We start from the raw sequence: 14,252 nt of genomic DNA on the forward strand, positions 1-14,252 counted from the left end.
GTTCTGTGATTCATTATACATAATAACAGGATCGGAACAATACATATCAATAAAACCTTCAAACTTGACATTGACTCCTGACATGATAACATAAAAAACGTGTGAAAATGCGAACAAAATACGAACAAGGGAGATGTTACCGATCTTAGATCAAAAGAAAGTTGCTTTTATAGGAGCAGGATCAATGGCTGAAGGAATGATATCAGGCATGGTCCGCGCAAAAAAAATTCCCAATCAAAACATCTGCGTGACAAACCGCCGAAATACAGAGCGACTCGCTGAATTGGAACATCAATACGGAATTCAAGGCACGGCTTTTGACAGCATGAAAACCGAAGACATTGATATCTTTATTTTAGCTATGAAACCGAAGGATGCTGAAATCGCTCTGGAGACGCTGAAACGGCGTATTCAACCTCATCAAATCATCCTGTCTGTCTTGGCAGGCATAACAACCTCATTTATACAACAATCATTACATGAGAATCAGCCGGTTGTAAGAGTCATGCCGAACACATCCAGCATGATCGGCGAATCGGCAACAGCTGCGGCTTTCGGAGACCATGTCTCTCAAAGTTCAGCACAGACTGCGGTATCCCTTCTGGAATGTCTCGGTGAAGTATATGTGATCAAGGAAGATCAGATGGACATTTTCACCGGCATCGCAGGCAGCGGACCGGCGTACTTTTATTATTTAATGGAGTTTATCGAAAAAGCAGGTGAAGAAGCCGGCTTAGAAAAACAACTGTCCCGCAAAATCGGCGTGCAAACATTATTAGGCGCAGCCAAAATGCTGATGGAGACGGGGGAAAAACCGGATGTGCTTCGAGAAAACATCACCTCTCCAAACGGCACGACTGCAGCCGGCCTTGATGCGCTCAGGTCTGAAGGCGGCGGGGAAGCCATTGCCAAAGCCATTAAACATGCGACCGAACGTTCTATTGAGATCAGCAAAACAATTGAAAAAACAGCAGCACTATAAAATAAAAACAGGAGTGATACAGTGACGTCTCGGACGGAGATCAAAAGAATCGCGGTGAAAATCGGCAGCAGCTCACTGACGAGCCTGCACGGAGAAATCAGCAGAAGAAAACTGGAGACATTGGTGGATCAAATCGCACAGCTGAAAGACAGCGGCTATGAAGTGATTTTAGTATCTTCCGGCGCAGTGGCGGCAGGTTATCGGAAGCTCGGCTTTATTCAGAAACCGGAAAGCCTCCCTGAAAAACAGGCTTCTGCTTCCATCGGGCAGGGATTATTAATGGAAGCTTATTCAAAGCTGTTTTTAGCGCACGGTTATGTCGCGTCACAAATTTTAATTACAAGAAGCGACTTTTCTGATGAATACCGCTATCATAATGTCCGCAATACAATGAACGTCCTTTTGGAACGAGGCATTATTCCGATTATTAATGAAAATGACACCGTCACAGTCAATCGGCTGAAATTCGGTGATAATGATACACTCGCGGCAAAGGTCGCAGGCTTAATTGATGCCGATATGCTTGTGATTTTATCAGATATCGACGGATTATATGATGATAATCCGCGCAGCAACCCGGAAGCGGCACGAATCAGACATGTAAGTGACATCACCCCGGAAATAGAAGCAAGCGCGGGAGATGCCGGGAGTGAGATGGGAACCGGCGGAATGCGTTCAAAGCTGGATGCTTTTAAAATTGTGATGGCCTCCGGTATTAAAGGCTTTCTCGGGCAGGCTAATACCCCGGACATTCTGCTTCAAGCGGTAGAAGAGGCGGCTGAAGGAACTTATTTTGAAGCGGAAGGAACCCTCCCGTTAAACCATAAAGAACAATGGCTTGCATTTAATTCCGGCCCCGAAGGCGAGATTGTGATGGAGAAGAAAAGCAGCCGCGATATAGCGAACGGAAATGTGGCGCTCTCACCGCAGGATATCGAACAGATTAACGGCAGATTCAGCAGCGGGGCGGTTGTCAGACTGCTTGATCAGCAGGGAGAAGAGCTTGGGCTCGGCATCGTCAATTATTCCTCGGCTCAGCTGAAGACATATAAAGAAACGCCGCATAAACAGACCGGTCAATCAGTCATTGATCCGGAAGCGTTTGTCTGCCACGTTGAACTGTCCATCCCGATCGGCTGAGAAAAGTCAATAAAATATGGCAAAGCCCGAGGCTTCGTTTTGAAGCTCGGGTTTGTTTTTATTGATATTGTTCAAGTTTGGAGAAAAATTGAATGACAAAATGATAGAAATCATTCGCAGACGGAGCCAGTTCTCTGCCTTTTGGCTTAATAATGCCTACGGTGCGCTTCACTTGAGGGAATTCAATCGGAATTTTGACCGTGAACCGAGGTGTGGTTTCCGCAAAGGTGCTTTCAGGCAATAAAGTAACGCCCATCCCTGCGGAGACTAATCCTTTAATGGCATCTAAATCCTCGCCCTCCGTTGATACAAGCGGCGCAAAGCCTGCCTGTCTGCAAGCGTCAATCGCCATATTGCGGAGAATAAATCCTTCAGGAAATAAAACAAATTGATCGCCGCGCAGATCAATTAAATGGATATTTTTTTGTTTGGCAAGCGGATGATGCAGCGGAACAAGCGCGTAAATCTTTTCTGTGAATAAGATATTGCCTGTTATGTCGGGAAATTCCGTCGGAACGGGGCCGAGAAGCGCCGCATCTATGTCCCTGTTTCTTACGGCTTCGATTAAAAATTTATAAGATCCTTGGCGGAGCAAAAACTCAACGTTCGGGTGCTCCTCTTTAAATGCTGAAATCACCGTCGGCAAAAGCTGACTTGCAAGGCTCGTCGGAAATCCTATTTTGACGGTTCCGCGATTAGGGTCAAGATATTCATCGATTTGTTCCTTCGCGTAATCAATTGCTTTCATCGCTGTTTTAACATATTCTAAAAATTGTTTGCCGATCGGCGTTAACTTAATATTTCTGCCTTCCCGTTCAAATAAAGTGACCTTCAGCTCTTCTTCAAGATTTGCAATCTGCCTGCTGATGGCGGATTGGGCGACATGCAGATGATCAGCCGCTTCTGACACATGCTCCCGTTCTGCTACCTCCATAAAATACCGAAGCTGGCGTAATTCCATTGCGTTCACACCTATCTATCTCATTTTGAGATGTATTTGATCTAAATTATATATTGTTTATATTGTTTTGAAAACTTACAATTAATTTAAAGTTGTCAGATTTTATGACCGATAATTAACGGAAACTGATCGGGGGAGAGGAATTATGACTTACAATCAAATGCCGAAAGCACAAGGTCTCTACCGTCCGGAATTTGAGCATGATGCATGCGGAATCGGCTTGTATGCCCATTTAAAAGGGAAACCTTCACATGACATTGTCAAAAAAGGACTGCAGATGCTTTGCCAGCTGGATCACAGAGGAGGACAGGGCAGTGACCCGAATACGGGAGACGGCGCCGGCCTGATGGTTCAGATCCCTGATGCATTTTTTAAGAAAGAGTGCGGAGAAATGAAGCTGCCTGAAAAAGGCCGTTACGGGGTAGGAATGGTCTTTTTCACGCAAAATGAAGAGGAAAGAAAAAAGATCGAAAAACAGGTAAATGCATTCATTGAGCAGGAAGGGCAGACCGTTCTCGGCTGGAGAACCGTCCCTGTTAATGTCGGAAAAATCGGAACAGTGGCACAAAGTACTTGCCCGTACGTGCGCCAAGTATTTATCGGTGCCGCAAACGATTTGAAAGACAGCCTTGCTTTTGAACGCAAACTGTATGTCATCCGGAAGCAGGCTGAAAATTGGGGCGTTCAAGAACAGCTTGATTTTTACTTCGCAAGCCTGTCAAGCCAGACTATCGTTTATAAAGGTTTGTTAACGCCTGAGCAGGTTGACGCGTTTTATTTGGATTTGCAGGATGAAACCTTCGTATCTGCATTTTCACTCGTACATTCACGGTTCAGCACAAATACCTTTCCTACTTGGGAACGTGCCCATCCGAACCGCTATCTGATCCATAACGGAGAAATCAATACGCTCCGGGGCAATATCAATTGGATGCGGGCGAGAGAGCAGCAGTTCGTTTCAGAAAGCTTCGGAGACGATCTTCATAAAGTGCTGCCGATTTTAAATGCTGAGGGCAGTGACTCATCCATTCTTGATAATGCGTTTGAATTTTTCGTGATGGCGGGACGGAAGCCGGCACATACGGCAATGATGCTGATCCCGGAACCATGGACCGAAAACACTCACATGTCTAAAGCGAAACGGGCTTTTTACGAATATCACAGCTCTTTAATGGAGCCGTGGGACGGACCGACCGCCATTTCGTTTACGGACGGTAAACAAATCGGCGCCATCCTTGACCGTAACGGTCTGCGTCCGGCACGTTACTATGTGACAAAAGATGACCATATTATTTTCTCATCTGAGGTGGGCGTTATTGAAGTGGAACAGGAAAACATTCTTCATAAAAAACGCCTGGAACCCGGAAAAATGCTGCTCATTGACTTAGAGGAAGGCCGGATTATTTCAGATGAAGAAGTAAAGACGGAGATCGCCAATGAATTCCCGTATCAAAAATGGCTTGAAGAGGAATTGGTTCAAGTGAATCCTGATCCGGAAATCCGGGAAGAGGAACAATTCGATGATCTTCTCGTCCGGCAAAAAGCGTTTGGCTATACGTATGAAGATATTCAGAAATATTTAATTCCTGTTATTAAAGAAGGCAAAGACCCGCTCGGCTCCATGGGAAATGACTCGCCGCTCGCCGTTTTATCTGATCGTGCCCAATCACTGTTTCATTATTTTAAACAGCTGTTTGCGCAAGTCACAAACCCGCCGATTGACGCGATCCGCGAGCAGCTGGTGACCTCCACGGTGACATGGCTCGGAGCTGAAGGCGATCTGCTGCATCCGAGTGAAAGAAATGCCCGCCGCATTAAACTGTACACTCCTGTATTATCTAACGAACAGTTTTATGCGCTGAAAACACTTGTGCATCCTGACATTAAGAGCCAGAACATCCGGACGCTGTTTTCCGATGACCTAGAAAAAGGCCTGAAAGATTTGTTTCAGCAGGCGGAAAAAGCGATTAAGGAAGGCGTATCTCTGTTAATTTTATCTGACAGGGCAATGAGTAAAGAATTGACGCCGATTCCGCCGCTTTTGGCCGTCAGTGCGCTGCATCAGCATTTGATCCGTCAAGGTCTGCGCACTAAAGCAAGCATTATCGTTGAATCAGGCGAAGCGCGTGAAGTTCATCACTTTGCGGCTCTCATCGGATATGGGGCCGACGCTGTCAATCCGTATTTGACTTATGCTACGTATAAGCAGGAAATCGATGAAGGACGGCTTGATATTCCGTATGAAGAAGCTGTCAGCAAATACGGAAAGAGCGTGACAGAAGGCGTCGTGAAAGTGATGTCAAAAATGGGAATTTCAACTGTGCAAAGTTACAGGGGCGCCCAAATTTTTGAAGCGGTCGGCATCGGTGAAGACGTCATTTCCAAATACTTTACGGGAACTGCATCACAGCTTGGCGGAATTGATATCGAAACGATCGCGCAAGAAGCGAAACAGCGTCATCAAGCCGCTTACAAGGATGATTACAGCCAAACTCTTGAGCCGGGTAGTGAATTCCAATGGCGAAACGGGGGAGAGCACCACGCTTTCAATCCGAAAACCATCCATACCCTGCAATGGGCGTGCCGCAAGAATGATTACAGCCTGTTTAAGCAATATTCTCATGCAGCGGATGAAGAACGAATCGGATTTTTACGCAATCTGTTCGCCTTCAAAGAAGACCGTAAGCCTTTAAAATTAGAGGAAGTTGAATCAGCTGCGTCCATCGTGAAACGTTTTAAAACAGGGGCGATGTCATTCGGTTCATTAAGCAAGGAAGCGCATGAAGCTTTGGCAATAGCGATGAACCGGCTCGGCGGAAAAAGCAACAGCGGAGAAGGCGGCGAAGACCCGAAACGTTTTATTCCGGATGAAAATGGTGACGACAGAAGAAGTGCAATTAAACAGATCGCATCTGGCCGTTTCGGCGTAAAAAGCCATTATCTCGTCAATGCGGATGAATTGCAGATCAAAATGGCGCAAGGGGCGAAGCCGGGAGAAGGCGGCCAGCTTCCGGGCAACAAAGTATATCCTTGGGTCGCGGATGTCCGCGGTTCTACACCAGGTGTGGGGCTGATTTCACCGCCTCCTCATCATGACATTTATTCAATTGAAGATCTGGCTCAGCTGATCCATGATTTGAAAAATGCAAATCGAAACGCGCGAATCAGCGTTAAGCTCGTGTCAAAAGCCGGCGTCGGCACGATTGCGGCCGGTGTGGCAAAAGGTACGGCAGATGTCATCGTCATCAGCGGGTACGACGGCGGAACGGGTGCTTCACCGAAAACGAGTATTAAACATACAGGTCTTCCGTGGGAGCTTGGTCTTGCAGAAGCTCACCAAACGCTGATGCTGAACGGTTTACGGGATCGCGTGGTATTGGAGACGGACGGTAAGCTGATGACAGGGCGCGATGTTGTGATGGCCGCCTTGCTAGGCGCGGAAGAATTCGGCTTTGCCACAGCGCCGCTCGTCGTTCTAGGCTGCGTCATGATGCGCGCCTGCCACTTAGATACATGTCCTGTAGGTGTCGCGACGCAAAATCCGGAGCTTCGCAAAAAGTTTATGGGCGATCCTGATCATATCGTAAATTACATGCTGTTTGTCGCGGAAGAAGTGCGTGAATATATGGCGCAGTTAGGTTTTAAAACGCTGGATGAAATGATCGGCCGTACGGACGTTCTTCATGTCAGCGAACGTGCAAAAGCGCATTGGAAAGCGGGACAGCTTGATTTATCCACGCTGCTGTATCAGCCTGAAGGCGTGCGCACTTTCCGGACTGCGCAAAATCATAAAATCAGCCAGTCACTTGATATGACGGAAATTCTTCCGGCCGTGCAGGCTGCAATTGAAGCCGGTCAGGAAGCGGAAGCGGAAATCAAGATCAATAATACAAATCGCGTAGCCGGAACCGTGACGGGAAGTGAAATTTCCAAACGCTACGGAGCGGAAGGGCTGCCGGATGATACGATCAGGCTTCATTTCACCGGATCAGCCGGACAGAGTTTCGGCGCATTTGTCCCTAAAGGGATGACGCTTCATTTGACCGGGGATTCAAATGACTACGTAGGAAAAGGGCTGTCAGGCGGAAAAATCATCGTGAAAGCGCCTGATGCCTTCAATTGCGAAACGCATGAGAACGTTATTATCGGAAATGTTGCCTTTTACGGAGCAACAAGCGGGGAAGCGTACATTAACGGGCGCGCCGGTGAACGTTTTGCGGTCCGCAACAGCGGAGTCAATGTCGTTGTAGAAGGTATCGGAGATCACGGCTGTGAATACATGACAGGCGGCCGGGTTGTCGTCCTCGATGAAGTCGGCAAAAACTTCGGAGCGGGGATGTCAGGCGGTATCGCATACGTCCTGAGCGATGATGCCAAAGCATTTAAACGCAAATGCAACATGGAAATGATTTCATTTGAAAAACTGACGGATGAAACGGAGATCAAAGAAGTAAAAGAAATGGTCAAACGGCATGCGGCGCTGACAAACAGCAAAAAAGCCGCAGACCTCCTGGACAATTGGGAAAAAGCCGCAGAGACCTTTATCAAAGTCATTCCAAAAAACTATAAACAAATGCTCCTCAGCATCGAAGAACAAAAAGCGGCGGGGTTATCAGAAGAAGATGCCATTATGTATGCTTTTGAAGCCAACACAAAGGCTCACCAAACGCCGGCTAAAGATCAAAAACAAGCGGTAGTGCAGTAAGAAAGGGGAGAGGAACATGGGGAAACCAACTGGATTCATGGAAGAAAAACGAGAAAAACCGGCTGAGCGGGACCCTCTCACTCGCTTAAAAGATTGGAAAGAGTATTCGGCTCCATTTTCAGATGAAGCGTCAAAGCGGCAGGGGGCACGGTGTATGGATTGCGGCACACCGTTTTGCCAAATCGGCGCTGATATTAACGGTTTTACATCCGGATGTCCGATTTATAATTTAATACCGGAATGGAATGACCTCGTCTATCGGGGGCGCTGGAAAGAAGCACTGGAGCGCCTTCTGAAAACGAATAACTTTCCTGAATTCACAGGGCGGGTCTGCCCCGCTCCTTGTGAAGGATCTTGTACACTGGCCATTTCAGATCCGGCTGTTTCAATTAAAAACATCGAGCGGACGATCATTGACAAAGGTTTTGAAAACGGATGGATTCAGCCGAGAATTCCAGCGAAACGCACAGGTAAGAAAGTCGCTGTCGTCGGTTCAGGCCCGGCAGGTCTGGCAAGCGCTGATCAGCTGAACCAAGCCGGTCATTCCGTAACGGTCTATGAACGTGCTGACAGAGCCGGCGGCCTGCTGATGTACGGCATTCCGAGCATGAAGCTTGAGAAAAATGTCGTCGAACGCCGTATTAAGCTTTTGACGCAGGAAGGTATAGATTTTGTGACAAATACCGAAATCGGCGTTGACATAACGGCTGATGAGCTCAAAGAACAATTTGATGCCGTCATTTTGTGCACAGGCGCCCAAAAGCAGCGCAATCTGCTGATTGAAGGCCGGGAAGCAAAAGGCGTCCATTACGCAATGGATTATTTAACACTGGCGACGAAAAGCTATTTAGATTCCAACTTCAAAGATAAACAATTTATAGACGCTAAAGGAAAAGACGTCATCGTGATCGGCGGGGGAGACACAGGAGCTGACTGCGTGGCAACCGCGCTGCGCCAAAAAGCGCGCAGCGTGCATCAGTTCGGAAAACATCCTAAACTTCCTCAGACGCGCACGAATGACAATATGTGGCCTGAACAGCCGCACGTCTTCACCCTTGAATACGCCTATGAAGAAGCGCAGGCAAAGTTCGGCAAAGATCCGAGAGAATATTCAATTCAGACGACAAAAATGGTGGCCGATAAACAAGGCCGCTTAAAAGAGATCCACACCATCCAAATGGAAAAAGTCAGAAATGAATTCGGTAAGTATGAATTTCATGAACTGCCCGGAACGGAAAAAGTATGGCCTGCTCAGCTGGTGTTTATCGCCATCGGTTTTGAAGGAACTGAACAGCCATTATTGAAGCAGTTTGGTGTCGATTCGGCAAATCATAAAATTCAGGCGGCATATGGGGATTATAAAACGAATGTTGACGGTGTTTTCGCCGCAGGGGATGCGAGAAGAGGCCAAAGCCTGATTGTATGGGCGATTAATGAAGGCCGGGAAGCAGCGCGCGAAGTCGACAGTTATTTAATGGGGAGCACTGTTTTACCGTAAATAAAGGGGATTAATTATAGAACCGGCTGGGCTCAGCCGGTTTTTTCATATGTCATGGAACTGAACTGTTAACATGATCTGCTTTCTGAAACAGAGCGCCGTATTATTTGTTCTTCCGTTCAGCAGTTTCAAATCGGTGAACGTTCAGAAGGCCTGTTTTGATAGCTGCCTCCAAAACGTTACGTAAAGGATTGTGCTGACATAAGTGATCTGGAAGCGCTGTGCAAGCATCGGACGGCGCCGTTTAAAGGCCATTTCCTGTGCTTTCCCATTTTATTTTATTGACGGGCACTTTACCCGTCGTGTGGCTGTATCATCGAAAAGTTTTAAAAACCGGGAAAACACTTTTTTATTTGAAAGAAATAATATCAAGAGTATGTCAGAGCGGAAAGGCTCCTGGAAGGGTCCGCTCCTCTTTTTAGACATCTATATGAAAGCCGATATTGCCGAACTGCCGTCCTTCCTGCATTCTCTTAATGGCATCGGCTGCTTCTCTTAGAGGGTACATACGGTCGATAATGGGGCGGATGCCGCAGCGTTTTATCAATTCCAGCATTTGCGCGAATTCCTCATTGCTTCCCATTGATGTACCGAGAATATGAATCTGCGGAAAAAACAGCGAGCGAATAGGAAATCCGAGCTGATCACCTGAACTGGCACCGAATGTTACGATCCGGCCATTCGGTTTCATAATGTCAAGGTAGTGTTGATATAAAGCGGGACCGACACCGTCAAGTATGATATCTGCTTTTTTGCCATTCAGCGCTTCATTCCAGTCGCCGTAACTGTCAATTGCCCGGTCTGCACCGTATGACAGTGCGGTTTGTTTTTTGTTTTCGCTGCGGGAGGTGACGCTGACTGTCGCTCCGATTGCTTTTGCCATTCGTAAGGCGTATGTTGCCACGCCGCTCCCGATGCCCGGAAGGATAAGGTGTTCGCCCTTTTTCAATTGTCCTTTTGTAAATAAGGCGCGATAAGCGGTTAATGCTGATAATGGCAGCACGCCCGCTTCCTCCCATGTCAGATGATCGGGTTTTACAATGGCATTTTCCGCAGGAACGATGACATAAGGTGAAAAAGTTCCGTCGCTTGGACCGCCTAAAATATCAGGGACGGCTGGTACATCCTTAACAGTCTTCCAATTCAGCACCGGGTTGATGATGACTTCCGCATGCAGTAAATGAGAACAGACGCCGTGTCCTATTTCAGTTACGATTCCCGCGCCATCTGAACCGAGAATGAATTTTTGGTTTCCGATTTCGTGGCTTTTCATTAAAAACAAATCGCGATGGTTTAATCCGGCTGTTTTCAGCTTTATTTTGACTTCTCCGTTCCCTGGATGTTTGTCAGGTGTCTGCCTGAAATGAAAGCTATTTTCGTGTATGATAATGGCATCCATTATTTTTCTCTCCTTTATGGTTGATGAGAAAAATTTTACAGGCTGTAACAGCTGCAGTAAATGAAGGAAAATTGATAGCCGGCTATCAATAAAAATCATAGCAAGAAGGTGTCCTTACATGGAAAGCGGAGACTTAAAGATTTTTCAGACTGTCGCCCGCAAAGGCAGTATTTCAAAGGCGGCCGAAAGTCTGCATTATGTTCAATCAAATGTGACAAACCGGATTCAGCAGCTGGAACGGCAATTACAAACACAGCTGTTTTACCGGACGAATCGGGGAATGACGCTGACGCCAGCAGGTGAAAGCTTATTGAAAGATGCAGACAGAATTCTGCAGCTGCTATATGAGGCGCAAAAAAACACGCAAGAGGCAGGACATCCGAACGGTCCGCTCCGCATCGGTTCTTTAGAAACGGCTGCAGCCGTCCATCTCCCTCAATTTTTCACGGAGTATTGCAGACGATATCCGAAAGTACAGCTGTCACTGTCGACCGGTGATACACATACCTTAGTGCAGCGCGTCCTGCAGTATGAGCTGGACGGGGCTTTTGTTTATGGGCCGGTTGAACACGAAGACCTTAAACAATCCGCCGTATTCCAAGAAGAATTGATCGTGGTTTCAAATGTGCTGGAAGGCAGCTTGCAAAGCCTGCTGCGAGAGCCGATTCTGTTTTTTGCCGCCGGCTGTTCGCACCGCCGAAAAATAAAAAATATATTGAAAGAGGAAGCAGTGCCTGAACATAAAATCATTGAATTCGGAACGCTGGAAGCCATTATTGGAGCGGTGCAGGCAGGGCTGGGTGTTTCCTTTTTGCCTGCGTCAGCCGCCCGTTATTTTCAAAAACGGGAAAATCTTTTTCATCATCAGCTCCCTGAACGTTTTCGGGATATGAATATATCATTCATCTACCGGCGTGATTTATTTTTGACATCGGCGTTTGAAGAACTGCTGAATGGATTAAAAGCGTTACCGCATGGAAGATGACGTAACAGGACAGCTGAATATGCCGAATTTTTACGATTTTTTTTAAAAAACTTTCTTTTCGCGGAAATTTATGTATAATAAAAGAAAGTTTTTTCGGATAAAGAATCTGCAATGATAAGGACATGAGTCATTTTAACCGGCCATACAGAGAGGGGAGGCAAGGCTGAGACCTTCCCGGCACGAAGAGTGGGCTTACCGCCTTTTGAGCTGTATCGGTGAACGAAAGCAGCCGATACCGTACAGCCGCGTTACGGCAACAATGAGCCGCCGCTTGAAGTGGCGGGAATTTGGGTGGAACCGCGGGTCTGACACACACTCGTCCCTTGTTTTGGGATGAGTGTGTTTTTATGTTGATAAGAAAAATGGCAATGATAAGGACATGAGTCATTCGAACCGGCCATACAGAGAGGGGAGGCAAGGCTGAGACCTTCCCGGCACGAAGAATGAGCTTACCGCCTTTTGAGCTGTATCGGTGAACGAAAGCAGCCGATACCGTACAGCCGCGTTACGGCAACAATGAGCCGCCGCTTAAAGTGGCGGGAATTTGGGTGGAACCGCGGGTCTGACACACACTCGCCCCTTGCTTTGGGATGAGTGTGTTTTTATTTTCTTAAAAATAAAGGAGAGATCAGACCGTGAAGAAACCGCACATTGTCATTACTTTTCCTGACGGGAAACAAAAAGAATACCAGAAAGGTGTTACGTTAGAAGAGATTGCCCAATCAATCAGTCCGGGTTTGAAAAAGGCGTCAGCCGCCGGCAAGGTGAACGGATCGTTATATGACCTTAGAAGAAGCATTCATGAAGACGCTGAAATTGAACTGTGCAGTTTTCAGTCTGAAGAGGGGCTGGGAGTGATGAGACACACAGCAGCGCATGTATTGGCGCAAGCGGTAAAACGTCTGTATCCGAAGGTCTGTTTAGGGACCGGTCCCGTTATTGAGAATGGCTTTTATTATGATTTTGACATGAATGAAACGATTACAGAAAGAGAATTGGCCGTCATTGAAAAAGAGATGAACCGAATCATTTCTGAAAATCCGGAAATCATCAGAGAAGAAATCTCCAGAGAAGAGGCAGAGCATCTGTTTGCTCACGAGCCGCTGAAGCTCGAGCTTTTAGCCGATATTCCGCATCATGATACAATCAGTATTTACCGTCAGGGCGACTTCATTGATTTATGCCGGGGGCCGCACTTGGCGTCTGCCGGTCAGATAAAAGCTTTTTCGCTTACTCATGTGTCAGGGGCTTATTGGCGGGGCGACAGCAATCAAAAAATGCTGCAGCGCATTTATGGGAAGGCATTTTCTTCAAAAAAGGAGCTGAACAGGCATTTTCAGCTGATAAAAGAGGCGGAGAAGAGAAATCATCGAAAATTGGGAGCGGAATTACAGCTTTTTATGTTTTCAGAAGAAGCGCCGGGTATGCCTTTTTATCTGCCGAACGGTCAGTTCATCCGAAATACGCTTGAATCATTTCTGCGTTCAAAGCAGGATGCCTATCATTATCAGGAAGTGCGCACACCTATGATGATGAACCAGCGTCTTTGGGAGCAATCAGGCCATTGGGATCATTATAAAGAGAATATGTATTTCTCAGAAGCCGATCATCAGCGCTTCGCGTTAAAGCCGATGAACTGTCCCGGCCACATGCTCATTTTTAAAGAAAAGCTTCGTTCTTATCGCGATCTTCCGATTCGGATGGCTGAATTCGGCCAGGTGCACCGTCACGAATTCAGCGGGGCGCTCAATGGCCTGCTTCGCGTCAGGTCCTTTTGCCAGGATGATGCGCATATTTTTGTAACGCCTGATCAGATCGAGAGCGAAATCACTTCAGCGCTTCAGCTGATTCACGAGGTGTACACCGCATTCAGTTTTTCCTATGATATTGAGCTGTCAACAAGACCGGACAATTACATGGGAAGCGAACATTTGTGGAACCGAGCTGAGAGCGCACTAGAGAAAGTATTAAAAGAACAGGGATATCATTTTCGGTTTAATCGGGGGGATGGCGCATTTTACGGCCCGAAAATTGATATTCATATAAAAGATGCGCTGAATCGAAGCCATCAATGCGCTACTGTCCAGCTCGATTTTCAAATGCCGGAGAAATTTGATTTAACATATATTGATGAAAAAAATCAAAAAGTCCGTCCTGTTGTTATTCACCGGGCGGTATTCGGATCTCTTGACAGATTTTTCGGAATCATTACTGAACATTTCGGGGGAGCGTTCCCTTTATGGCTTGCTCCGGTACAGGCAAAAATCATCCCGGTATCAAATACCGCACACCGGGACTGCGCAGAACAGGCGCACCGGAAGCTGAAGAACGCGGGTATCAGGGCTGAGCTTGATCAGCGGGATGAAAAACTCGGGTATAAAATCAGAGAAGCACAAATGAAAAAAATACCGTATATTGCTGTTGTGGGTGATCATGAGTGCCGCCATCAATCTGTACAGGTAAGACAATACGGACGGGAAAACACATTTGAAGAGAGTGTGGGTGATTTTGTTTCCCGGATCATAAATGAAACAAAACAAGAGATTCAAGTAAATCGACATTGACATATCGCAAAATCACGA

At 46.8% G+C, this 14,252-nt stretch carries 8 protein-coding genes and 1 other annotated feature; of the genes, 6 read left to right on the plus strand and 2 right to left on the minus strand.

The window, feature by feature from the left end:
• Positions 1-133 precede the first annotated feature (133 nt).
• Positions 134-982, plus strand: coding sequence for a pyrroline-5-carboxylate reductase (gene proC, locus ACQE26_RS14410; protein WP_438420026.1), 849 nt, complete (start codon positions 134-136; stop codon positions 980-982).
• A gap of 21 nt (positions 983-1,003) precedes the next feature.
• Positions 1,004-2,122, plus strand: a complete 1,119-nt coding sequence (gene proB / locus ACQE26_RS14415) for a glutamate 5-kinase (protein WP_438420025.1) — start codon at positions 1,004-1,006, stop codon at positions 2,120-2,122.
• 58 nt (positions 2,123-2,180) lie between these two features.
• Here proB and gltC read toward each other — a convergent pair whose 3' ends face one another.
• Positions 2,181-3,083, minus strand: a complete 903-nt coding sequence (gltC, locus tag ACQE26_RS14420; protein WP_500469878.1) for a glutamate biosynthesis transcriptional regulator GltC — start codon at positions 3,081-3,083, stop codon at positions 2,181-2,183.
• Between the two features lie 145 nt (positions 3,084-3,228).
• Between gltC and gltB the strand changes: the two genes are divergently transcribed.
• Together gltB and gltD are read left to right on the plus strand one after the other, a co-directional pair.
• The gene (gene gltB, locus ACQE26_RS14425; RefSeq protein WP_500469880.1) at positions 3,229-7,788 is read left to right on the plus strand and encodes a glutamate synthase large subunit; all 4,560 of its coding nucleotides are present in this window, start codon (positions 3,229-3,231) and stop codon (positions 7,786-7,788) included.
• 16 nt (positions 7,789-7,804) lie between these two features.
• Positions 7,805-9,286 carry a glutamate synthase small subunit gene (gene gltD / locus ACQE26_RS14430; protein WP_045926200.1) on the plus strand — a complete coding sequence of 494 codons (1,482 nt, stop codon included), beginning with the start codon at positions 7,805-7,807 and terminating at the stop codon, positions 9,284-9,286.
• A gap of 418 nt (positions 9,287-9,704) precedes the next feature.
• Here gltD and ACQE26_RS14435 read toward each other — a convergent pair whose 3' ends face one another.
• Positions 9,705-10,685 carry a zinc-binding dehydrogenase gene (locus tag ACQE26_RS14435; protein WP_500469882.1) on the minus strand — a complete coding sequence of 327 codons (981 nt, stop codon included), beginning with the start codon at positions 10,683-10,685 and terminating at the stop codon, positions 9,705-9,707.
• Between the two features lie 118 nt (positions 10,686-10,803).
• Between ACQE26_RS14435 and ACQE26_RS14440 the strand changes: the two genes are divergently transcribed.
• Both ACQE26_RS14440 and thrS read left to right on the plus strand, forming a co-directional pair.
• Positions 10,804-11,670, plus strand: a complete 867-nt coding sequence (locus ACQE26_RS14440) for a LysR family transcriptional regulator (RefSeq protein ID WP_500469884.1) — start codon at positions 10,804-10,806, stop codon at positions 11,668-11,670.
• A gap of 359 nt (positions 11,671-12,029) precedes the next feature.
• Positions 12,030-12,254 (plus strand) — a binding site (T-box leader).
• 51 nt (positions 12,255-12,305) lie between these two features.
• On the plus strand, positions 12,306-14,234 hold the full coding sequence (gene thrS, locus ACQE26_RS14445; protein WP_500469886.1) for a threonine--tRNA ligase: 1,929 nt from the start codon (positions 12,306-12,308) through the stop codon (positions 14,232-14,234).
• Positions 14,235-14,252: the final 18 nt, after the last annotated feature.

Source organism: Bacillus sp. 5RYD7K (genome assembly GCF_059831465.1).

What these genes read in the sequence shown, in the direction of transcription:
- gltD (WP_045926200.1), top strand. Translation starts at nt 7,805, where the DNA reads ATGGGGAAACCAACTGGATTCATGGAAGAAAAACGAGAAAAACCGGCT.
- gltC (WP_500469878.1), bottom strand. Translation starts at nt 3,083, where the DNA reads ATGGAATTACGCCAGCTTCGGTATTTTATGGAGGTAGCAGAACGGGAG.
- gltB (WP_500469880.1), top strand. Translation starts at nt 3,229, where the DNA reads ATGACTTACAATCAAATGCCGAAAGCACAAGGTCTCTACCGTCCGGAA.
- ACQE26_RS14440 (WP_500469884.1), top strand. Translation starts at nt 10,804, where the DNA reads ATGGAAAGCGGAGACTTAAAGATTTTTCAGACTGTCGCCCGCAAAGGC.
- ACQE26_RS14435 (WP_500469882.1), bottom strand. Translation starts at nt 10,685, where the DNA reads ATGGATGCCATTATCATACACGAAAATAGCTTTCATTTCAGGCAGACA.
- proC (WP_438420026.1), top strand. Translation starts at nt 134, where the DNA reads ATGTTACCGATCTTAGATCAAAAGAAAGTTGCTTTTATAGGAGCAGGA.